Genomic DNA, 21,506 nt, shown 5'->3' on the forward strand with positions numbered 1-21,506 from the left:
CACCACAGCGGCAACGTCCGCCCCGGCCGGCGGCGACTCAAAGGGGGGACCCGTATGCCTCACGGCGGCCGTCGCCCCGCGGGGAGGTCGCCGTCCCGGCCGTGTAACCGGGAGCCGCCGCGCCCGTAACACGGCGGAAGCACGCTGAAGGGCATGCAGAACACCGCGACGCCCACCCACTGCCCCTACTGCGCCCTGCAGTGCGGGATGAATCTCACGCCCGTCCCGGACGGGGGCGTGGAAGTGACCGAGCGCGCGGACTTCCCGGTGAACCGGGGGGCGCTGTGCGGCAAGGGCCGGACAGCGCCCGCGGTGCTCTCGTCGAGCGTCCGCCTGACCTCCCCGTTGGTGCGCTCCGGGGGCACGCTGGTGCCCGCGACGTGGGACGAGGCGCTGGACCGGATCGCCGAGGGGCTGCGGCGTACGCGTGCGGAACATGGTCCGGACGCGTGCGGGGTGTTCGGCGGGGGCGGCCTGACGAACGAGAAGGCGTACACGCTGGGCAAGTTCGCCCGGGTCGTCCTCGGCACCTCGCAGATCGACTACAACGGCCGCTTCTGCATGTCCTCCGCCGCGGCCGGCGGCATCAAGGCGTTCGGCCTGGACCGCGGGCTGCCGTTCCCGCTGGAGGACATCCCGAAGACGGGCTGTGTGATCCTCGTCGGCTCCAACCTCGCCGAGACCATGCCGCCCTCGCTGCGCTTTTTCACCGAGCTGAAGGAGAACGGCGGCACCCTGATCGTCGTCGACCCGCGCCGGACGAAGACGGCCGACCAGGCCGACCTGCATCTGATGCCGCGCCCCGGCACCGATCTCGCCCTGGCGCTGGGCCTGTTGCACCTGATCGTCGCCGAGGGGCGGGTCGACGAGGCGTACGTCGCCGAGCGCACCGCCGGCTGGGAGGACGCGCGGGCCGCCGCGATGGCGCACTGGCCGGAGTACGTGGAGCGGATCACCGGCGTACCGGTGCCCCGGCTCCGGGAAGCCGTGCGGATGTTCTGCGAGCCGGAGGCCGCGATGGTGCTGACCGCGCGCGGACCCGAGCAGCAGTCCAAGGGCACCGACACCGTGGGCGCGTGGATCAACCTCTGCCTGGCGACCGGGCGGGCGGGCAGGCCGCTGTCCGGGTACGGCTGCCTCACCGGGCAGGGTAACGGGCAGGGCGGACGTGAACACGGCCAGAAGGCCGACCAGTTGCCCGGCTACCGCAAGCTCGACGACCCGGCCGCGCGACGGCATGTCGCCGAGGTGTGGGGCGTCGACCCCGACGCGCTCCCCGGACCGGGACGCAGCGCCTACGAACTCCTCGACGCACTCGGCCAGGACATCAAGTCCCTGCTCCTGATGGGCTCCAACCCGGTGGTGTCGGCGCCGCGGGCCGCGCACATCGAGGAGCGCATCAAGTCCCTTGATTTCCTTGCCGTGTGCGATGTCGTGCTGTCGGAGACGGCCGCGCTCGCCGATGTCGTCCTGCCGGTCACCCAGTGGGCCGAGGAGACGGGGACCACGACCAACCTGGAGGGCAGGGTGCTGCTGCGCCGGCAGGCGATCACCCCGCCCGAGAGCGTCCGCAGCGACCTGGAGGTCCTGCACGAACTCGCCGACCGGCTCGGCGTGGAGAAGGGCTTCCCGACCGACCCCGAGGAGGTCTTCGAGGAGCTGCGCCGGGCCAGCGCGGGCGGGCCGGCCGACTACTCCGGGATCACCTACCGCCGGCTGGCGGAGGAGAACGGGGTGTTCTGGCCCTGTCCCACCCAGGACAGTGACGCACACCCCGGCACCCCCCGGCTCTTCCTCGACCGCTTCGCCACCGACGACGGCCGCGCCCGCTTCGTGCCGGTCTCGCACCGGCCGTCGGCGGAGGAGCCGGACGACGAGTACCCGGTGCTGCTGACCACCGGCCGGGTCGTCGCCCAGTACCAGTCCGGCGCCCAGACCCGCCGGGTCGACGAGCTGAACGCCGCCGCGCCCGGTCCGTTCGTGGAGCTGCACCCGCGGCTCGCGGCCCGGCTCGGCGCGGCCGAGGGCGACCCGGTGGCGGTCGTGTCCCGGCGCGGCCGGGCGGTGGCGCCGGCCCGGATCACCACCGGCATCCGCCCCGACACGGTGTTCATGCCCTTCCACTGGCCCGGCGAGGGCCGCGCCAACACCCTCACCAACCCGGCGCTCGACCCGACCTCGCGGATGCCGGAGTTCAAGACGTGCGCGGTGCGGCTGGAGACGGTCGAGCCCTGAGGCCGTAGCGGGCGGCCCGGGCCTCAGCGCAGGGTGAGCCAGTCGCCGGTCTCGATGCGGCTGCCCTGGAGGCGCAGTCGGTGGGCCACCGCGGGGGCGGCGACGTACACCCAGGCCCGCACCGGCGTCCCGTCGGCCTCCCGGACCACCTCGCGCTCGACCCGTTCGTAGAGGTTGCGGGGGTCGCCGGGGGCGTACTCCTCCAGGCGGTCGAGGGCGACGAGCAGGGCGGCGTACTCCTCGGGGCGGGCGGTGACGAGGTCGCCGCGGACGACGCCGGGCTCCTCCACGGCGTACGGGTATCCGGGGCCGTCGTACAGGGCCGCGCCGTGCAGGCGGGCCGGTTCCTCGGCCCTCGTACGGCCGCGCAGGAAGTGGTCGTGGTTGGGCTCACCTGGGCGGAGGGTGCCGTAGACGAAGAACGGGAGGGCGGGCGGGGGCGAGGGGGCGAGGAAGGGCGTGAGGCTCACAGAAACGATTCTCTCTCCACACACACCGGCACAGACGCGGTATGGACATGACAGGCCTGTGCCCTTTGAATCTCCTCCAGCACGAGCGCCTCCCCCACGCGCCCCAAGGCGCCTTCCTGAGGAGACAGATGAGCCGAATACGCTCAGTCCGCCCTGTCCGCTCCCTCCCCTCCCTGAGGAGCTCCCGGCTCGCCGCGGCCGGCGTGGCCGCCACCACCACCGCTCTGCTCGCGGCCGCACTCGTCCCCGCCGCCGACGCGGCCGACAGACCGACCCGGGCCACCGCCCTCGACAACGCGGCCTCGGTGCTGGCCGAGCGGGCCTCCGCGCTGGGTCTGACGTCCGCGCAGCAGACCAAGGTGCGGGACGTCGTCGTCGACAAGGACGGCACCCAGCACGTCCGTTACGACCGCACCTACCGCAACCTGCCGGTGCTGGGCGGCGACTTCGTCGTCCACCTGGCGCCGGACGGGTCGTACGAGGGCGTCAACCGGGCGACGAAGAAGGCGATCTCGCTCTCCCGCACGACGCCCGCCCTGTCCGCGCCGAAGGCCGCCGACCTCGCCGCGAACGCGCTGCGCGCCGCCAACCTCGGCGAGACGCTGAAGAAGCTGACCGCCAAGCCGCAGCTGGTCGTCGACGCCCTGCACGGTACGCCCAAGCTGGCCTGGCGCACCGAGGCCGTGGCCCAGGACGAGCGGGGCAACCCGGTCGCGCGCGTGGTGCTGACCGACGCGGGGACCGGGGCGCAGATCGACGCCTGGGACTCCCTGGAGAGTGCCTCGGGCGACGGCAAGTCGCTGTACGGCGGGACGGTGCCGTTGCAGACGACGCTGTCGGGGTCGACGTACCAGCTCAAGGACCCCACGCGCGGGAACACGTACACCGGTGACGCGGCGAACAAGACCGACCTGTGCATCTTCGGCATCTGCATCAGCCGTGCCCCGGCGACGCTCTTCACCGACGCCGACAACCACTGGGGCACCGGGGCGACTTCGGACCGGGCGACGGCCGCGGTCGACGCGCAGTACGGCACCGACGTCACCTGGGACTACTACAAGAACGTCCACGGGCGGAACGGCATCGGCGGGGACGGCAAGGGGTCGTACAACCGCGTCCACTACGGCAACAGCTACAACAACGCCTTCTGGGACGACAGTTGCTTCTGCATGACCTACGGCGACGGTGACGGGACGCAGCTCGGCCCGCTGGTGTCGCTGGACGTGGCGGGGCACGAGATGTCGCACGGGGTGACGTCGAAGACGGCGGCGCTGACGTACTCGGGCGAGTCCGGCGGGCTCAACGAGGCGACGTCCGACATCTTCGGCACGCTGGTGGAGTTCTACGCCGCGAACTCCTCCGACCCCGGGGACTACCTGATCGGCGAGAAGATCGTCCGGTCCGGCTTCGGGCGGGACGCGCTGCGCTACATGGACAAGCCGTCGAAGGACGGCAACTCGGCCGACTGCTGGAGCTCCTCGGTCGGGAACCTGGACGTCCACTACTCGTCGGGCGTCGCGAACCACTTCTTCTATCTGCTGTCCGAGGGCAGCGGGGCGAAGACGGTCAACGGCGTCAGCTACAACTCGCCGACCTGCAACGGCAGTTCGGTGTCGGGGATCGGACGGGACAAGGTGGGTGCCATCTGGTACCGGGCGCTGACCGTCTACATGACCTCGTCGACGAACTACGCGGGCGCGCGGACGGCGACGCTGAACGCGGCGAAGGACCTGTACGGGACGGGGAGCGCGGAGTACAACGCGGTGGCCGCGGCGTGGAGCGCGGTGAACGTCGGCTGATCGGCGCACGGATGTGAGCGCGGCGGTGCGGTGGCGGGCCTGATCGGGCTCCGCCACCGCACCGCCGGTCCGCTCACCTCATGGCGCCGCCCCCGCCCCCGGCGAGGGCTCCTCGGCGTCGGAGGACGCGGGCAGGGTCGCCAGCACCGCCGTCACCTGTTGTCGCAGGCCCTCGGGGAGCCCTCCGTCCTGTGCCGTGCCCACCAGCCGGCCCGCGAGCACGTGCAGCTTGGTGTTGGTGTTCTGGGAGATCCTGACCAGAACGTCCCAGGCGTCCTCGGGGCTGAGCGCGAACGTCGCCATCAGGATGCCTCGCGCCTGGTCGATGGCGGGCCGCGTCTGCATGGCGCGGCGCAGCTGGACGACCTCGTTGCGCAGTGCCTGCTCGTCGTGGTTCAGGGCGTGCTCCCCCGGTGTGAACAGTGGCCAGGTGCCGGTCGCGGTCAGCAGGCGCCGTACCGCGGGGCCGGCGGATCGGATGGTGAACGTTCTGCCGCGCTCCAGCGCGTGCCGCCGGGCGGCCAGCAGGGCGTTGAGACCCGCGCAGTCGCAGAAAGCCGTACCGCTCAGGTCCAGGTCCACGCCCCGGGTGGCGCGTGCGACGGCCTTCCGCAGCGCTCGCTCCAGTGCCGGGACGGCGCTGAGGTCGAGCTCGCCGCGGATCGTCACGCGTACATGGCCGCCCGGGGAGGGCACGTCCATGGTCAGGTCCAGGGCGGTCTCGTCGGCCGCCGTCGGTGCGTGCATTTCCGCCGTCCTTGTCGAGTCCGCTCGCTCCGCTTCCAGCTTCCGCACCACTCCTTCACACGTCAAGAGATACCGGAAATTTAATTCGTTCTTTTGTTTTCACGAACAAGAGGCCATACGCTTGACCCATGGGAGAAGTGCCGGAACCACACTCGGGGTGGACCTTCCTGACCAGTCACGCCCGTGTGCTGGCAGCCATCGCGGAGGACCACACCACCCGCATCCGCGACATCGCGGCCCGCTGTCATCTCACCGAGCGCGCCGTCCAGAAGATCATTTCGGATCTGGAGAGCGACGGGTATCTGACCCACACGCGCGAGGGCAGATCGAACACGTACCGCATCCAGCCGGGGACGATCCTGCGTCACCCTGCGGAGTCGGGACTGACCGTGGCGGAGCTCCTGAACCTGCTGGCCAACCATGAGGCCCGGCGGGAACCGGCCGAGGGATGAGGCCGGTGGCGCCCGCCACCGGCGCCGCCTCACCGTTCACGCCGTAGCGGCCCCCAGCGCGCCGCCTGCTCGGCGACCTCCCGTTCCGCCTGTCCGATGACGTCCTCGTCGATCCAGCCGACGGGTTCCACGTCCCGGACGAGGGGTTCGTTGTCGGGGCCGCGGCCCACCTCCCGGCCGACCAGAATCCACGGGCGTACGCCGGGTCCCTTCTCGCGCGGCAGATGCGAGTAGTCGTACAGCCGACGCGCCACCCACAGCTCCGTCGAACGGTCCTGCCACCAGGGCTCGACGTGGAGCGGGTTGGCGGACAGGCCCGGCATGCTCAACCCGGTGAGGTCGTCGGTGCTGGCGGCGGTCTCCTCCACATCGGCGTCCGGCCCGCGCGACCAGCGGACGAACAGCCGTTCGTCGCGCTCCACCAGCTCGGCCACTTCCTTCAGGCTGCGCAGGACGGGCAGCACGTCCGCGCCGGTCGTCGGCCTGTCCGGCGCGGTCATCCGCGGTCTCTCCTCGGCATACACACGCGTCCCGGGTACCCGGAGGGACACGGAAACGAACCCTGGCACCACGCAGACGGCGAGGAAGGCCGGCCCCTCCCGGGAACCGGCCCCCCTCGATCTCACCTCAGGCCGCGAGCTCAGCCTCCTTCTCCTTCTCCTTCTCCTTCTCCTTCTTCTTCTCCTGCGCCGCGGGCACCGGCCCCTCCTTGCCGTCCCGCATGACCAGGACCGCCAGCAGGGCCGCCGCCAGGACGCCGATCGCGCTGACCGTGAAGGTCGTCGACATCGAGGAGGTGAAGGCCTCCCGGGCCGTGCGCAGCAGGTTCGCGTCACCCAGGGTCGCCGCGCCGGCGATCGAGTGGCGGGCCGCCTCGGGGGCGCCGGCCGGCATCTTCGCCGTGTAGCCGCTGGAGAGGAGCGAGCCCAGGATGGCGATGCCGAGTGCCGTGCCCGCCTGCTGGATCGTGTCGTTGAGGGCCGAGCCGACGCCCGCCTTGTCGGCCGGGATCGTGCCCATCAGGGCGCCCACCGCGGCCGGCATCGCCAGTCCCGCGCCCAGGCCCAGCAGCCCGAGGGCCACCGCCGGGACGGTGAAGCCGGACGCCGCGTCCACTGTCGTCAGCAGCGCGAAGCACGCCACCATCACCAGCATCCCCGCCAGGATCACGAACCGGTTGCCGATCCTCGCCGCCAGCTTCACGCCCAGGCCGTTGCCGGCGAGCGCGGCGAGCGCGAGCGGCAGGAACGCCAGGCCCGCCTTGATCGGCGAGTAGCCGAGGACGAACTGGAGGTACTGGGTCAGGACCAGCAGCAGGCCGCCGTTGCCGATCTGTACCAGTGCCAGGGAGAGCGAACCGCCGCTGAAGTTGCGGTGCTTGAAGAGGACGAGCGGGACCATCGGGGCCTTGCTGACGTTCTCCCACACGACGAAGCCGGCCAGGGCCCCGAGCGCGGTCATCAGGGTGAGCGTCTGACTGCCGCCGAGGGCGCCGTGCAGCGGCAGCTCGATGATCCACCACACCAGGGCCGTCATCCCGGCCGCCGACAGCACCGCGCCCAGCGGGTCGGCCTTCTGCCACGGCGCCTTCGACTCCGGCATCAGCACGACCCCGGCGATCAGGGCCAGCACCACGATCGGCACGTTGATGAAGAAGATCGAGTGCCAGGAGAAGTGGTCGATCAGGACGCCGCCGAGGACCGGGCTGCCCACCAGGCCCAGCATCGACACCGAGCCCCAGGCCGCCATCGCCTTGCCGCGTTCGTCCTCGTCGAAGACGGTGATGAGGATCGAGAGCGTCGACGGCATGATCAACGCTCCGCCCACGCCCATCGCCACCCTGACCGCGATGACCTCGCCCGGGCTGGTGCACAAGGTCGCCGCCAGTGACGCCGCCCCGAAGAGCAGGAGCCCGATCAGCATGACCTTCCGGCGGCCGAAGCGGTCGCCCAGGCTGCCGGAGGTCAGCAGCAGTCCGGCGAAGACCAGGATGTAGGAGTCGAGGATCCACTGGGTGTCGCGGGCGCTCGCGCCCAGGTCCTCGGCCATCGACGGCACGGCGACGGTCAGCGCCATGCTGTCGACCGTCAGCACCAGCGTGCTCAGGCAGAGCACGATCAGAATCCACCAACGACGCGGATCACGCGGTTCCATCGCCAACATCCCCTCACTGCTGCGAACACTGTTCCTTCGGTGCGAACACTGTACGCAGAGCGGAACAGTGTGCGCAACCCATGACCTCTGTACGCTGGTTGCGCACGACGTACGCATCGCAGCCGAGGAGCCCCCATGCCCCCCAAGGCCAAGCCCGCCCCCCTCCCCTCCGTATGGGCCCGGGAGCAGCGCACCCCCGACCAGCCGGCCCTCAGCCGGGAGGCGATCGTGCGGGAGGCGGTCGCGATGCTCGACAGCGACGGCATCGAGGCGCTGAGCATGCGCAAGCTGGGCGCCCGCCTCAACGCCGGCGCGACCTCGCTGTACCGGCATGTCGCGACCAAGGACGAGCTGATGGAGCTCGCCGTGGACGAGGTCGCCGCCGAGATCCGCGTACCGGAGCTCCAGGACGGCGCCCAGTGGCGGGCCGCCGTCGGCGAGGCCGCCGCCGGGTTCCGGGCCACCGCCCTGCGGCACCCCTGGCTGTCCTCGGTCCTCGGCCAGGCGGGCCTCGCCTATCTCGGCCCGAACCTCATGAGCTACTCCGAGCGGCTCGCCGCGCTGTTCACGGCGGCCGGTTTCCCGGAGCCGAGCCGCGCCATCGACACCGTGCTGTCGTACGTCATCGGCATGAGCACCACCGAGGCCGCCTGGCTCACCACCGTCGCCCGCTCCGGCGAGACCGAGGCCGGCTTCATCGCCCGCCTCATGCCCGCCGCGCAGCAGGCCGCCGCCGGGCACGAGCATCTCGCCGGCTCCTACACCGATGCCCCCGAGATCACCGACCCGGTCGCCGTGCGCGACGAGAAGTTCCGCTACGGCTTGGAGGTCGTCCTCGACGGGCTGGCCCTGCGGCTGCCGAAGTGACCGAATACGGAGGAGGGGGGTGGCTGGGTGCAGTAGGGCGGCTGCCGGCCGGTGGGGGCTGGTCGCGCAGTTCCCCGCGCCCCTAAGGGACGGGGCTACGCCCCGTACGGGCGCCTCGCCCTCGCCTCCCTCAACCCCCTCCCCCACCACACCAACTGATCCAGCATCGTCTTCGCCGCCGCGTCCGGCCCCGACGGGTCCTTCAGGCGGCCGGTGTCGTCGAAGGACGCGCCCGCGTTGTGGAAGGACACCGTGTCCCGGACCGTCACGGCGTGCAGTTCCGCAAAGACCTGCCTCAGATGCTCGGCCGCTCGCAGGCCGCCCGCCATGCCGCCGTACGAGACAAGACCGACCGGCTTGGCGCGCCACTCCGCGTAGTGCCAGTCGACGAGGTTCTTCAGACCGGCCGGGAAGGAGTGGTTGTACTCGGGGGTGAGGACGACGAAGGCCTCGGCGCCCTCCAGCTTCGGGGTGACGTCGGCGAGGGCCGCGGTGGCCTCGGGGGTCGGGGTCAGGCTGGTGGGGAGGTGGACGTCGGCCACGTCGACGACCTCCGGGATCAGGTCGTCGCGGTCGCGCATCCGGCCGAGGAGCCAGTCGGCGACCACCGGGCCGAACCGGCCGTGCCGGTTGCTGCCGACGACGAGGGTGACGTGGAGCGGGGCGTCGGAGATGAGCGTGTCTGTGATGGGCATGCAGTACAGGCTGATACCTCAAGTTTGGTCGAGGTCAAGTCGTCGCCACGAGTCGCCGCGAGCGGCGGGTCACCCGGTCGCACGCGCGCTCTGCGCCCTTCGGGTTCTCTTCCGCGCCCCCCTGCCGTACGGCGGTGACCTGCTGAAACTCCGGGCGATCGAGCCCCCTTCACGCCGATCTGACACCCATTCACCGTATTTCTGACACACCCTCAGGAAGCGCGCGCGGCCCGCTGCCACTTACCTCGGAAGGGCAGGGGACACCGAATCGCTCGAAGGAGCACCCGATGCGCCGTACCGCCCGTCTGCTCACCGGCACCGCGCTCGCCGCCGCGGCCGCCGGTCTGGCAACCGCACCGGTGCACGCCGCCGGTGCCGGCACCCTGGAGGTGTACCCCTCCTCGGTGGCGCCGGGCGGGCAGGTCACGGTCAACACGGCGGCCTGCGGCGACGACGCCACGGCGGAGGGCGACGCGAGCGCGGTCGGCGCCGGGCGGTTCACGCTCGCGCCGAGCACCCACGAGCAGGACGCGATCGGGCAGTTCGAGGTGCCGGAGAGCGCGCAGCCGGGGACGTACGAGATCGTCGCGAGCTGCGCGGAGGGCGGGAAACGGGTCACTGGGGACCTCGTGATCACGATGACGTCGACGCGGCAGCAGGTGTATCCCCGAGGAAGTGTGAAGACGGGGGTCGGTGGCGCTCTGGGCCCCGACCCCGTGCAGACCGCGGCCGGCGTGGCGGCTCTCGCCGTCGCCGCCGCGGGCGGTACCTGGCTCCTGCATCGCCGGGCGAGAGGCGACGGGATCTGACGGACACCCTCCGCTGTCCGTCCGCCGGTACCGCATGTCCCTCCCCCTCCGGGTCCGACGCCCCTCGCGGCCCGGAGGGGGGCGGGTCCACCGTCCAGGAGGCTCGTTGTGCGCAGCTTCAGCAGGGCCGGCCGGGCCGGCAACGTCGTCATAGCGGCCGTCACCCTGGTCGCCCTGTGCACGGGCGCATGGCTGCTGCGCAGCGGCGCCGAGAGGCACGCGCCGCCGCAGCCGGCCGCGTCCGAGGCCCGCGCCGGTCACACCGACCCGCGCTCGGCACCCCCGCTGCCGCCCTCGCCGCCCGACCGCATCCGCATCCCCTCGATCCGGGTGGACGCCCCCCTGATGGGCCTCGGGCTCACCCCGACCGGCAGCCTCGACGTCCCGCCGGCCGCGAAGAAGAACCTCGCCGGCTGGTACGAGGCCGGCACGACCCCCGGTGAGACCGGCACCGCGATCATCGCCGGGCACGTCGACAACGCCGACGGCCCCGCCGTCTTCTACGACCTCGGCGCCCTGAAGAAGGGCAGCAGCATCGAGACGGAACGCCGCGACGGCACCACGGCCGTGTTCTCCGTCGACTCCGTCGAGGTCTACGACGCCGACGACTTCCCCGACGCGAAGGTGTACGGCGCGGCCCGCCGCCCCGAGCTGCGGGTGATCACCTGCGGCGGCGGCTACTCACGCGCGACCGGCTACCAGGGGAACGTGGTCGTCTTCGCGCACCTCACGGGGAGCCGCTGACCACGGCCTTGGCGATGGTGCGGGCGCACTCCAGCGACTCGGCGTGCGCGGTGTCGACCTCGACGTCGTAGACCACGCCCCGGTGGACCAGCTCCGCCTGCTGCTCCGCCATCCCCCGCACCCGGTCTCCACGGGCGATCTCACGGCCCGCGGCCACCGCCGCCTCGCAGCGGACGCCGACCCACAGCACGTCGAGGCCGTCGAGGACCCGGCGCCAGCGCTCCTGTGTCGCCGCGCCGCCGAGGAACACGTCGTCGATGATCAGCCGGGCGCCGGAGTGTGCCATCGCGGCGATCCCGCGGGCCCAGGCCGCTTCGAGGGCCATGAACTCGGGGCCGACGTCCACCCCGCCGTCGGCGGCGAACTCGATACCGACCCCCTCGCCGGGCATCGCCTCGATCAGCGAGTCGACCCCGAAGGTCAGCCACGGGTCCGGCAGCACCGTCTGAAGACACCGCGCGATCCCGGACTTGCCGGAGCTGGAACCGCCGTTGAGCACGATCACCTGGGTCGCCATGCGGTCACCGTAACGTCAGGCCACCCACTGCTCCCACGCCATTTTCGCCACCAGCGCGAACACCACCGTCAGCAGCACGACCCGGACGAACCCACTGCCCTTCTTCAGCGCGGTGTGCGCGCCCAGCGTGCCGCCCGCGAGGTTGAACACGGCCATGAGCGCGGCCAGTTGCCAGAGCACGGCGCCCTGCCAGGCGAACATCGCGAGCGCGCCGGCGTTGGTACAGCAGTTGACGATCTTCGCGGTGGCGGACGCGGTGACGAGGTCGAGGTGGAGGACCGCGGTGAGGGCGAGGACCAGGAAGGTGCCGGTGCCGGGGCCGATCAGGCCGTCGTAGAAGCCGATGCCGAGGCCCGCGAGGCCGATCGCGGCTAGGGTCTGTCCGGCGGATCAGGTCGCAGGAAAGCGGCGGCGCCTTATTAGCGCAGGTGAGCGGGGCTTGGTGCGTCGAGCTGCAAGGCGGAGGAGGGCGGCGACGCGGAGCGTCGGCAACCGACGACAACGCGGCAGATCGGCGTGCCAAGCCCCGCGTCTGCGGCATGATCCGCCGGACAGACCCTAGGACCTGGCGGCGGGTGGCCGGGCCGGTCGCGGGTGCCGTGCCGAACGCGGGGCGCAGGATGACGAAGGTCCCCACCCCGACCAGCACCACCATGATCACCGGCTTGAGCACCTCCGTGCTCATGCCGGCCGCGAAGAACGCGCCCGCCGAGGAACCCGCGAGGGCGGCCAGGCCGATACGGACGGCAAGGCTCACGTCGACCGGCGCTTTGCGCGCGTACGTCACCGCCGCCCCCGACGTACCGACGATGGCCACCGCCTTGTTGGTGCCGAGGGCGTGCGCGGCCGGCGTGCCGGGCGGGAGGCCGAGGAGGAGGGCCGGGAGCAGAAGCAGGCCTCCGCCGCCGACCACGGCGTCGATCCAGCCGGCCGCCAGGGCCGCGAGGCACAGGACGACGACGGTGGCCAGGGGTATGTCGGGCATGAGCGCGACCTTATGAACGGGATACGTGCAGCGTCCAATCACCTGGGCCGTGCCCAGGCTCCGAGCTCCTCACAACGCACCCCCGACGCCCGTCCCGAACCCTCACATCCGCACCCCGGCAGTGGGGAGCGCAGCGTTCCTCGCGGGAAACAGACGCGATGCGGTCGGGTAACACCGGCACCGCAGGCTCCTGGACATGACCTCGAATACGCGTGTGGTGGTGATCGGCGCCGGCCTCGCGGGCGTCCGTCTCGCCCGGCGGCTCGGCGAGCTCGGCACGCCCGTGACACTGATCGGCGAGGAGGAGCACCACCCGTACAACCGGGTGCTCCTCGCCGAAGTGCTGGCCGGGCGCTACAGCCCCGACGTGATCGCGCTGCCCGCGCCGGCGCGGCTCACCCGCGCCCGGGTCACCGGCATCGACCGCGCGGCCCGGACCGTCGAGTGCGCGGACGGCTCGAAGATCGCATACGACACACTGGTCCTGGCGACCGGTTCCAACCCGGTGCTGCCGCCGCTGCGCGGCCTGTTCAACCGGGACCACGTCCTCCCGGAGGGCGTCCACGCCTTCCGCACCATGGACGACTGCCTGGGCCTGTCGAAGCAGGTCCGGCCGGGCGTGAAGGCGGTCGTGATCGGCGGCGGACTGCTCGGCGTCTCCGCCGCCCGGGCGCTCGCCCAGCGCGGCGCCCAGGTGGTCCTCGCCCAGCAGGGCGAGCGGCTCATGGAGCGCCAGCTCGACCCGAGCGCCTCGAAGCTGGTCCAGCGGCACCTGAAGGACCTCGGCGTGGAGATCCACACCGAGTGCCGGGTGCGGGACGTCCGGGTCGTCGGCGGCGCGGTCCGCTCGGTCGAGATGTCCGACGGCTACGCCCTCGACGCCGACCTCGTGGTCCTGGCCTGCGGCGTCCACCCGCGCGCGGGCCTGGCCTGGAACGCCGGTCTGGAGATCCGCAAGGGCATCGTCGTCGACGACGAACTGCGCACCTCCGACCCGCACATCCACGCCATCGGCGACTGCGCCCAGCACGACGGAGTGCTGTACGGGCTGGCCACCCCGGCCCTCGAACAGGCCGACGTGCTCGCCGAGTTGCTCGCCGGCCGGACGAACGCCCGCTACACCGGCACCCGTTCCCTGACCCGGCTGACGCTGACCGACCCGAACTCCCCCTTCGACCTCGCCGCGTTCGGCGAGACCGAGCCGCGGCCGGGGGACGACGTCGTCCAGCTCACGGACGCCACCCGCGGCACCTACCGCAAGGTCGTCGTCCGCGACGACCGCCTGGTCGGCGGGGTCCTCGTCGGCGAACTCGGCACCGTCGGCGCGCTCGCCCGCGCCTGGGAGGGAGCAGAGCCGCTCCCCGACGACGGCCCCCTGCTCCACCTGCTCACCAACGATGGAGGCTCCTGATGACCGCCAGCCCGGAGGCCACGGAGGCCACCCCCACGATCGTCCTCGTCGGCCACGGCATGGTCGGCCAGCGCTTCCTGGAGGCCCTCGCCGAGCGCGGCCTGACCGCCACGCACCGCGTGGTCGTGCTGTGCGAGGAGCCGCGCCCGGCCTATGACCGCGTCGCACTCACCTCGTACTTCTCGGGCAGGACGCCGGAGGACCTGTCCCTGACGGACCTGGAGTTCATCGAGACGCACGGTATCGAGCTGTACGTCGGCGACCCGGCCGAGACGATCGACCGCGACGCGAAGCGGGTCACCGCGCGGTCCGGCCAGGTCTTCGCCTACGACGTCCTCGTCCTCGCCACCGGCTCCTTCCCGTTCGTCCCGCCGGTCCCGAACAAGGACGCCACCGGCTGCTTCGTCTACCGCACGATCGAGGACCTCCTCGCGATCGAGGAGTACGCCAAGAACTCGACGACGGGTGCCGTGGTCGGCGGCGGTCTGCTGGGACTCGAGGCCGCCGGGGCACTGAAGGGGCTCGGACTGACCTCCCACATCGTGGAGTTCGCGCCGCGCCTGATGCCGGTGCAGGTGGACGAGGGCGGTGGCGCGGCCCTGCTTCGGACCATCGAGGAGATGGGCCTGAGCGTCCACACCGGTGTCGGCACCCAGGAGATCGTGGTCGACGCGTCCGGCGCGGTCACCGGCATGAAGCTGTCCGACGGCTCCGAACTCGCCACCGACCTGGTGGTGTTCAGCGCCGGTGTCCGCCCCCGCGACCAGCTGGCCCGCGACTGCGGTCTCACGGTAGGCGAGCGCGGCGGCATCACCGTCGACGAGCAGTGCCGCACGGTCAGCGACCCGAGCGTCTTCGCGATCGGCGAGTGCGCGCTGGCCGCCGACGGCCGGGTGTACGGCCTGGTCGCCCCCGGTTACGAGCAGGCCGAGACGGCCGCCGCGACCATCGCGTCGGACGAAGCGGCTTTCGTCGGCGCCGACTTGTCGACCAAGCTGAAGCTGCTCGGCGTGGACGTCGCCTCCTTCGGCGACGCGCACGGCACGACCGAGGGCTGCCTGGACGTCGTCTACTCCGACTCCCGCGCGGGCCTGTACAAGAAGCTGGTCATCGGCCGCGACGGCACGCTGCTCGGCGGCATCCTGGTCGGCGACGCGGAGGCCTACGGCACGCTGAAGGCGTTCACCGGCTCCATCCCGCCGGTCTCCCCCGAGTCGCTGGTGCTGCCCGCCGGTGCCGGTGAGTCGGTGCAGCTCGGCCCTACCGCCCTGCCGGACGACGCGATCATCTGCTCCTGCAACAACGTCCGCAAGGGCACCATCCGCGCCGCGGTCACCGACCACCAGTGCACCACCGTGCCCGAGGTGAAGAAGTGCACCAAGGCCGGTACGACCTGCGGCAGTTGCGTCAAGGTGCTCGGCCAGCTGGTCAACGCCGAGCTGGAGGCGTCCGGCGTCGAGGTCGACAAGGGCCTGTGCGGCTGCTTCGGACAGACCCGCGAGGAGCTGTACGAGATCGTCCTCGCCCTGCGCATCAACACCTACCAGGACCTCCTCGACCGGTACGGCCGCGACGAGGCCCGGGGCGGCGACGGCTGCGAGATCTGCAAGCCGGCGGTCGCCTCGATCATCGCCTCCCTCGCCCCGACGATCGGCGCCGACGTCTATGTCCTCGACGGCGAGCAGGCCGCCCTCCAGGACAGCAACGACCACTTCCTCGCCAACCTCCAGAAGAACGGCTCCTACTCGGTCGTCCCGCGCATCCCCGGCGGCGAGATCACCCCGGAGGGCCTGATCGTCATCGGCGAGATCGCCCGCGACTTCGGCCTCTACACGAAGATCACCGGCGGCCAGCGGATCGACATGTTCGGCGCCCGCGTCGAACAACTCCCTTTGATCTGGACGAGGTTGGTGGACGCCGGCTTCGAGTCCGGCCACGCGTACGGCAAGTCCCTGCGCACGGTGAAGTCCTGCGTCGGCCAGACCTGGTGCCGCTACGGCGTCCAGGACTCGGTCCGCATGGCGATCGACCTGGAGCTGCGCTACCGGGGCCTGCGCTCCCCGCACAAGCTGAAGTCGGCGGTCTCGGGCTGCGCCCGCGAGTGCGCCGAGGCCCAGTCGAAGGACTTCGGCATCATCGCCACCTCCGGCGGCTGGAACCTGTACGTCGGCGGCAACGGCGGCGCCACCCCGCGCCACGCCGACCTCCTCGCGCAGGACCTCTCCGACGCCGAACTCATCAAGCTCATCGACCGGTTCCTGATGTTCTACATCCGCACCGCCGACCGCCTGGAGCGCACCTCGACCTGGCTGGAGCGCATCCCCGGCGGCCTGGACCACGTCCGTGACGTGGTCGTCGAGGACTCCCTCGGCATCTGCGAGGAGCTGGAGAGCCTGATGGCCAACCACGTCGCGCACTACCGCGACGAGTGGGCCGACACCATCAACGACCCCGAGAAGCTCGCCCGGTTCGTGTCCTTCGTGAACGCCCCCGACACCCCCGACCCGGTCGTCGGCTTCGTCCCCGAGCGCGACCAGATCAAGCCCGACCTGCCGCTGCTGTCCATCGGCATGCGCCCCGCTGAAGACGTCCTGGAAGGAACCGCCCAGCGATGACCCTGGCACCCGAGACCACCGACCTCAAGATCCAACTCCAGCTCGGCGACAGCTGGTTCACGGTCTGCGACCTGAACGTGCTGCTGCCGGGGCGCGGCGTCGCGGCCCTGCTGCCCGACGGCCGCCAGGTGGCCCTGTTCCGCGACCGCGCGGGCAAGCTGTACGCCATCGACAACCGCGACCCGTTCGGTGGCGCGGCGGTCCTCTCCCGCGGCCTGACCGGCTCCCTCCGGGGACGGCCCTTCGTGGCCTCGCCCCTGCTGAAGCAGCGCTTCGACCTGGAGACCGGGGAATGCCTGGACGACGAGACGGTACGGATCACCACATACCAGGTGCGGGCCGCTTGAGGTCCCGGACCGTTTCTTGACCGACCGTTCCCGAAAGTCCTAGGCTGCTCCCCATGGCCAGGACCAAGGAGTTCGACCCCGAGGCCGCGTTGCAGGCAGCTCTGGAGCTGTTCTGGCGGCGCGGCTACGAGGCGACGTCGATGGCCGACCTCGTCGAGCACCTCGGCGTCGGCCGCGCCAGCATCTACGCGACCTTCGGCAACAAGCACGAGCTGTACCTGAAGGCGCTGAAGCGCTACGAGGAACGACTGCCGGACCTGCTCGGGGAGTTGTCCCGGCCGGGCCCGGTGCTGCCGGCCGTCCGCGCGCTCGTCCGGCGCTACGCCGACGAGGCCACCGCCGAGAACCTGCGCCTGAACGGCTGTTTCATCACCAACACGGCGGCCGAGCTGGCCCCGCACGACCCGGCGGCGGCCCGTCAGGTCGAGCGGAACTGGGACCACCTGGAGACGGTCCTGCACTCGGGCCTGGTCCGCGCGCAGGCACAGGGCGAACTGCCCGAGGGCCGCGACCCGTTGACTCTCGCGCGCATGCTGCTGGTACTGCTCCAGGGCCTCAAGGTCGTGGGCAAGGCCTCGCCCGACCCCGCCCGGGTGCGGGACGCGGCGGAACAGGCGCTGGCGCTGCTGGACTGAGGTCCGCCGCCTTTTTTATTTGCCTGAATAATAAACCGATCGGTCAAGAATAAGGGGAGATCATGACCGCCAGGACCCGCTTCACCGACAAGACCGCTCTCGTCACCGGCGCCGGCTCGGGGATCGGCCGCACGATCGCCCTGGCACTCGCCGCGGAGGGCGCGCAGGTCGTCGTGGCCGGACGCCGCCGGGAGCCGCTGGAGGAGACCGTACGGCTGATCGAGGAGGCGGGCGGCAAGGCCCTGGCGGTCACCGCGGACGTCACCGACGCGGCCGACGTCCAGGCCCTCGTGGCCGCCGCCGTGGACCGGTTCGGCTCGCTCGACGTGGCCGTGAACAACGCCGGCGTCTTCCGCGGCGGACAGCCGCTCGCCGACCTCCCGGAGGCCGACTGGCACGAGCAGCTCGGCGCCAACGTCACCGGCGTCTTCCTCGCCCTCCAGGCGGAGGTCCGCCAGATGCGCACCCAGCCCTCGGGCGGCGCGATCGTCAACATCGCCTCGATCTTCGGCGTCCACGCCCGCCACCCGGGGGCCGCCGCCTACTCCGCCACCAAGGCGGCCGTCTCGGTGCTCACCCGAGGCGCCGCCCTGGACCACATCCGCGACGGCGTCCGGATCAACGCGGTCAGCCCCGGCGCGGTGGAGACGCCGATGTCGCTGCGCCCGGGCGAGACGGAGGCGGAGCGTACCCGACGGGCCGCCGACACCCTGCCGTTGGGCCGCATCTCCGGCACGGACGAGATCGCCGCGGCGGTCCTCTACCTGGCCTCGGACGACGCGTCCTCGGTGGTGGGCACGGACCTGGTGGTGGACAGCGGCGCGACGGCCTGAGCCGACGGCGTCACCTGCCGACGAGGGCGCGGGCGTGGACCAGCGCCCGATCGACGGCCGTCAGGAGCCGGTGGTCCCCTTCGACCGTGGTCAGCTCGCTCTGCCAGGCGTCGACGGCCCACCATCCGTCGCGGTCCAGGCCGGGAACCGGCGTGGAGGGTTCGAGGTCGGCCGGTGCCACGGGAAGACGCAGGAGCAGCCTGCTCGTTCCCGTGGCGGCGACGGCCGCGACGCCCTCGCGGGCCAGGAGGGGAACGCCGTAGGCGGCATGCAAGGGCGCACCCAGCCCCAGCTCGGCCAGCCGGTCCATGAGATCGGGATGCGTGTGCAACTGCCATGCGCCCAGCGCGTAGTCGTGCGGTCCGCTGGGCGCGCAGCCCTGTGCCCGCAGGAAGGCCAGCAGTGCGGCGTTGCGGGGATGGTCCGCGAGTATCTGGGGCAGGTCTTCGCGCATGGGCGTGACATTAACGGCCGAGGAGGCGGCGGCTCAGGCTTTCAGCCCTTCGTAGGTCACCCCGGTGAGCTGTTCGGATGCGCCCCAAAGCAGTTCACCCGCCCGGTCGTTCACCGTCCAGGGGGCCCGCCAGGACGGTCCGGGTGCGCCGCGCCAGCCCGCGAGGGAGGGGCCGGTGAAGGAGTCGGGCGGGACGTCGGGGGCGGTGGCCGCGTACAGCGTGGGCAGGGCGCCGCCCTCCGCGGACTGGGCGAAGAACCTGTTGCCGACCGCCATGAACCGCTCGACGAACCGCCGCCCGGCCATCCGCGGCCCGGCTTCCTGGAGGTTGGTCGCGGCGTACCCCGGATGGGCCGCGGCGGCCACGACGTCCGCCCCGTGCCGGGCGAGCCGGCGGGCCAGCTCGTGGGTGAAGAGCAGGTTGGCGGTCTTGGAGCGGGCGTACGCGACCCAACGCCGGTACCTGCGCTCGCTGTTGAGGTCGCGGAGGTCGATGTTGGCCAGCGCGTGCGCCTCGCTGGAGACGGTCACCACCCGGGCACCGGGAGTGTCGAGGAGCGCGGCCAGCAGCAGCCCGGTGAGGGCGAAGTGCCCGAGGTGGTTGACGCCGAACTGCGTCTCGAACCCGTCCGCCGTGGTGCCGTACGGCAGCGCCATCACGCCCGCGTTGTTGACGAGCAGGTCGAGGCGGTCGTACGGGAAGCCGCGCGCGAAGTCCCGTACGGAGGCGAGGTCCCCGAGGTCGAGCCGGGCGAACTCCACGTCGGCGCCCGGCACTTCGGTGACGAGCCGGTCCCCGGCCTCGGTGCCGCGGGCCTCGCTGCGGCAGGCGAGCACCACCCGGGCGCCCGCGCGGGCCAGCTCCCGTGCGGTGACGTACCCGAGGCCGCTGTTGGCGCCGGTGACCACGGCCGTGCGCCCGCTCTGGTCGGGGATGTCCCGCGCGCTCCAGCCGGACATGGCCGGCCTCCCTCCACCGATGACGGAAGCCCCAGCCTATGAGCGGGGGCACTCCTGGTCACGCGAGCCGTACGCCCGATTCACGCCTTGTCCATGACACGTCAATCCCATGCCCCTAGGGTCCGACACCGCGCGACCCCGCCGCCGACCGGTGGCGGGGCTGTCACGACACCCCTGTGGAGTGAGCGTGGAACGTCGTACCTTCCTCCGTGCGACCGTCGTCGGCGGGGCCTCCGCCGCCTTCGGCGGCTCCCTGTGGCACGGTGCCGCATACGCCGCCCCCGCCCAGCCCGGCACCGGCCCCTACGGGGCGCTCGGCTCGCCGGACGCCAACGGCATCCGGCTGCCCGCCGGTTTCAGCAGCCGGGTCATCGCCCGCTCGGGGCAGACGGTGAGCGGGACGTCGTACGCCTGGCACAGCGCCCCGGACGGCGGCGCCTGCTACGCGGACGGCGCGGGCTGGATCTACGTCTCCAACTCGGAGATCAACCCGAGCGGCGGCGCGAGCGCGGTGAAGTTCTCCTCCACCGGCGCGATCACGGGCGCGTACCGCATCCTGTCCGGCACCCGGCAGAACTGCGCGGGCGGCAGGACGCCGTGGAACACCTGGCTGTCCTGCGAGGAGGTGGACCGGGGGTTCGTCCACGAGACGGACCCGTGGGGGGTGAACGCGGCGGTGCAGCGGCCGGCGATGGGCCGCTTCAAGCACGAGGCGGCGGCCGCGGACCCGGTGCGCAAGGTGATCTATCTGACCGAGGACGAGACGAACGGCCGCTTCTACCGTTTCGTGCCCACCACTTGGGGCGACCTGTCGTCCGGCACGCTCCAGGTGCTGGTGGCGGGCACGGCCACCTCCGGCTCCTACACCTGGACGACGGTCCCCGACCCCGACGGCTCCCCCACGACCACCCGCACCCAGGTCTCCGGCTCCAAGTCCTTCAACGGCGGCGAGGGTTGCCACTACGCCGACGACAAGGTCTGGTTCACGACCAAGGGCGACAACCGCGTCTGGCAGCTCAACCTGACGTCAGACACCTACGAGTTGGCGTACGACGACTCCCTGGTCACCTCCGGCACGGCCCCGCTCACCGGTGTCGACAACGTCACCGGCTCCTCCTCCGGCGACCTCTTCGTCGCCGAGGACGGCGGCACCATGGAGATCTGCCTGATCACCCCGGACGACATCGTCGCCCCCTTCCTCCGCATCGACGGCCAGTCGTCCTCGGAGATCACGGGCCCGGCCTTCTCCCCGGACGGCACCCGCCTGTACTTCTCCAGCCAGCGGGGCACGACGGGAAGCTCGTCGGGCGGCATCACGTACGAAGTGACGGGACCGTTCCGGGCGTAGCCGCACATTGGTCACGGGTTGAACACTTCACCTTCACAAACAAAGGTGCGGCCATACGGCCATCCCCTCACACAGCACCTCTGGGGGACGCCATGACCAACCCGTACACCACGCCGTCCGCTTCCGGCCCCGCACCCAAGTGGGCCCGGAAGCGGTACGTGCTGCCCGCTCTCGCGCTCGCCCTCTTCGTCGGCGTCGGCATCGGCGCGGGCCGAGGTGAACACCGGATCCGGCTCCGGTTCAGACTCGGGCGACGACTCCGGCAGCGTCTACTACGCCAACTGCAGCGAAGCCCGTGCCGCCGGCGCCGCTCCCATCCATCGCGGCGAGCCCGGCTATGCCTCCCACCTGGACCGCGACAACGACGGCGTCGCCTGCGACAGTTGATCCGGCGCCAGGCTCGCCGAGAGTTACCGCCCGGTCACGTCA

General features: G+C 71.8%; 21 protein-coding genes and 1 pseudogene. 13 read left to right on the plus strand and 9 right to left on the minus strand.

All coding sequences use genetic code 11. The annotated features are described in order from the left end of the window. Window positions 1–153 precede the first annotated feature (153 nt). Window positions 154–2,235 (plus strand): molybdopterin oxidoreductase family protein, encoded by a 2,082-nt coding sequence (locus EJC51_RS16310; RefSeq protein WP_126271753.1) that lies wholly within the window; start codon window positions 154–156, stop codon window positions 2,233–2,235. Window positions 2,236–2,258: 23 nt separating this feature from the next. Here EJC51_RS16310 and EJC51_RS16315 read toward each other — a convergent pair whose 3' ends face one another. Further along, a complete protein-coding gene (locus EJC51_RS16315) occupies window positions 2,259–2,705 on the minus strand; it encodes a gamma-glutamylcyclotransferase family protein (protein WP_126271754.1) in 447 nt (148 codons plus the stop codon). Window positions 2,706–2,833: 128 nt separating this feature from the next. Here EJC51_RS16315 and EJC51_RS16320 point away from each other — a divergent pair, with 128 nt between their 5' ends. Continuing rightward, on the plus strand, window positions 2,834–4,504 hold the full coding sequence (locus tag EJC51_RS16320; RefSeq protein ID WP_126271755.1) for a M4 family metallopeptidase: 1,671 nt from the start codon (window positions 2,834–2,836) through the stop codon (window positions 4,502–4,504). A 78-nt stretch (window positions 4,505–4,582) separates the two neighbouring features. On the opposite strand, the gene EJC51_RS16325 is transcribed toward EJC51_RS16320, so the two are convergent. Beyond that, entirely contained in the window at window positions 4,583–5,251 is a 669-nt protein-coding gene (locus tag EJC51_RS16325) for an STAS domain-containing protein (RefSeq protein ID WP_244362657.1), read from the minus strand. A gap of 128 nt (window positions 5,252–5,379) precedes the next feature. Here EJC51_RS16325 and EJC51_RS16330 point away from each other — a divergent pair, with 128 nt between their 5' ends. Next, the gene (locus tag EJC51_RS16330) at window positions 5,380–5,703 is read left to right on the plus strand and encodes a helix-turn-helix transcriptional regulator (RefSeq protein ID WP_126271756.1); all 324 of its coding nucleotides are present in this window, start codon (window positions 5,380–5,382) and stop codon (window positions 5,701–5,703) included. Between the two features lie 29 nt (window positions 5,704–5,732). Here the strand turns inward: EJC51_RS16330 and EJC51_RS16335 are convergent, their stop codons facing one another. Then, window positions 5,733–6,203, minus strand: coding sequence for a DUF6098 family protein (locus tag EJC51_RS16335; RefSeq protein WP_126271757.1), 471 nt, complete (start codon window positions 6,201–6,203; stop codon window positions 5,733–5,735). Between the two features lie 127 nt (window positions 6,204–6,330). Then, a complete protein-coding gene (locus tag EJC51_RS16340; protein ID WP_126271758.1) occupies window positions 6,331–7,857 on the minus strand; it encodes an MFS transporter in 1,527 nt (508 codons plus the stop codon). 135 nt (window positions 7,858–7,992) lie between these two features. Here EJC51_RS16340 and EJC51_RS16345 point away from each other — a divergent pair, with 135 nt between their 5' ends. After that, entirely contained in the window at window positions 7,993–8,724 is a 732-nt protein-coding gene (locus EJC51_RS16345; protein WP_126271759.1) for a TetR/AcrR family transcriptional regulator, read from the plus strand. A gap of 95 nt (window positions 8,725–8,819) precedes the next feature. On the opposite strand, the gene EJC51_RS16350 is transcribed toward EJC51_RS16345, so the two are convergent. Further along, complete coding sequence (locus EJC51_RS16350) at window positions 8,820–9,419, minus strand: NADPH-dependent FMN reductase (protein WP_126271760.1); 600 nt, start codon at window positions 9,417–9,419, stop codon at window positions 8,820–8,822. Between the two features lie 287 nt (window positions 9,420–9,706). Here EJC51_RS16350 and EJC51_RS16355 point away from each other — a divergent pair, with 287 nt between their 5' ends. Continuing rightward, complete coding sequence (locus EJC51_RS16355; RefSeq protein WP_126271761.1) at window positions 9,707–10,228, plus strand: hypothetical protein; 522 nt, start codon at window positions 9,707–9,709, stop codon at window positions 10,226–10,228. 108 nt (window positions 10,229–10,336) lie between these two features. Continuing rightward, the gene (locus EJC51_RS16360; protein WP_126271762.1) at window positions 10,337–10,972 is read left to right on the plus strand and encodes a class F sortase; all 636 of its coding nucleotides are present in this window, start codon (window positions 10,337–10,339) and stop codon (window positions 10,970–10,972) included. Here EJC51_RS16360 and cpt read toward each other — a convergent pair. Then, window positions 10,956–11,489, minus strand: coding sequence for a chloramphenicol phosphotransferase CPT (gene cpt, locus EJC51_RS16365; RefSeq protein WP_126271763.1), 534 nt, complete (start codon window positions 11,487–11,489; stop codon window positions 10,956–10,958). The two genes, EJC51_RS16360 and cpt, sit on opposite strands and share 17 nt — an antisense overlap. 15 nt (window positions 11,490–11,504) lie before the next feature. Then, a pseudogene (locus EJC51_RS49565) lies at window positions 11,505–12,474 on the minus strand (sulfite exporter TauE/SafE family protein). A gap of 196 nt (window positions 12,475–12,670) precedes the next feature. Here EJC51_RS49565 and EJC51_RS16380 point away from each other — a divergent pair. The 5 genes from EJC51_RS16380 (at window position 12,671) to EJC51_RS16400 (ending at window position 18,315) form a co-directional block, all read left to right on the plus strand. Then, window positions 12,671–13,885: an NAD(P)/FAD-dependent oxidoreductase gene (locus tag EJC51_RS16380; RefSeq protein ID WP_126271764.1), complete on the plus strand. Its 1,215-nt coding sequence runs from the start codon at window positions 12,671–12,673 to the stop codon at window positions 13,883–13,885. Next, window positions 13,885–16,500: a nitrite reductase large subunit NirB gene (nirB, locus tag EJC51_RS16385; protein WP_126271765.1), complete on the plus strand. Its 2,616-nt coding sequence runs from the start codon at window positions 13,885–13,887 to the stop codon at window positions 16,498–16,500. Before EJC51_RS16380 ends, nirB begins: the two co-directional genes overlap by 1 nt. After that, window positions 16,497–16,847, plus strand: coding sequence for a nitrite reductase small subunit NirD (gene nirD, locus EJC51_RS16390; protein WP_126271766.1), 351 nt, complete (start codon window positions 16,497–16,499; stop codon window positions 16,845–16,847). The genes nirB and nirD overlap by 4 nt, the downstream gene beginning before the upstream one ends. Window positions 16,848–16,900: 53 nt before the next feature. After that, complete coding sequence (locus EJC51_RS16395; RefSeq protein WP_126271767.1) at window positions 16,901–17,482, plus strand: TetR/AcrR family transcriptional regulator; 582 nt, start codon at window positions 16,901–16,903, stop codon at window positions 17,480–17,482. A 62-nt stretch (window positions 17,483–17,544) separates the two neighbouring features. Further along, window positions 17,545–18,315, plus strand: coding sequence for an SDR family NAD(P)-dependent oxidoreductase (locus tag EJC51_RS16400; RefSeq protein ID WP_126271768.1), 771 nt, complete (start codon window positions 17,545–17,547; stop codon window positions 18,313–18,315). Between the two features lie 10 nt (window positions 18,316–18,325). On the opposite strand, the gene EJC51_RS16405 is transcribed toward EJC51_RS16400, so the two are convergent. Together EJC51_RS16405 and EJC51_RS16410 are read right to left on the minus strand one after the other, a co-directional pair. Next, complete coding sequence (locus tag EJC51_RS16405; RefSeq protein WP_126271769.1) at window positions 18,326–18,769, minus strand: hypothetical protein; 444 nt, start codon at window positions 18,767–18,769, stop codon at window positions 18,326–18,328. Between the two features lie 33 nt (window positions 18,770–18,802). Then, window positions 18,803–19,729, minus strand: a complete 927-nt coding sequence (locus EJC51_RS16410) for an oxidoreductase (RefSeq protein WP_126271770.1) — start codon at window positions 19,727–19,729, stop codon at window positions 18,803–18,805. Window positions 19,730–19,916: 187 nt separating this feature from the next. Between EJC51_RS16410 and EJC51_RS16415 the strand changes: the two genes are divergently transcribed. Beyond that, entirely contained in the window at window positions 19,917–21,077 is a 1,161-nt protein-coding gene (locus tag EJC51_RS16415; RefSeq protein WP_126271771.1) for an alkaline phosphatase PhoX, read from the plus strand. Between the two features lie 216 nt (window positions 21,078–21,293). Continuing rightward, complete coding sequence (locus tag EJC51_RS49570) at window positions 21,294–21,464, plus strand: excalibur calcium-binding domain-containing protein (RefSeq protein WP_165951147.1); 171 nt, start codon at window positions 21,294–21,296, stop codon at window positions 21,462–21,464. The last annotated feature ends 42 nt before the right edge of the window (window positions 21,465–21,506 follow it).

Origin of the sequence: Streptomyces aquilus (assembly GCF_003955715.1) — a bacterium.
Taxonomy (GTDB): Bacteria; Actinomycetota; Actinomycetes; order Streptomycetales; family Streptomycetaceae; genus Streptomyces; species Streptomyces aquilus.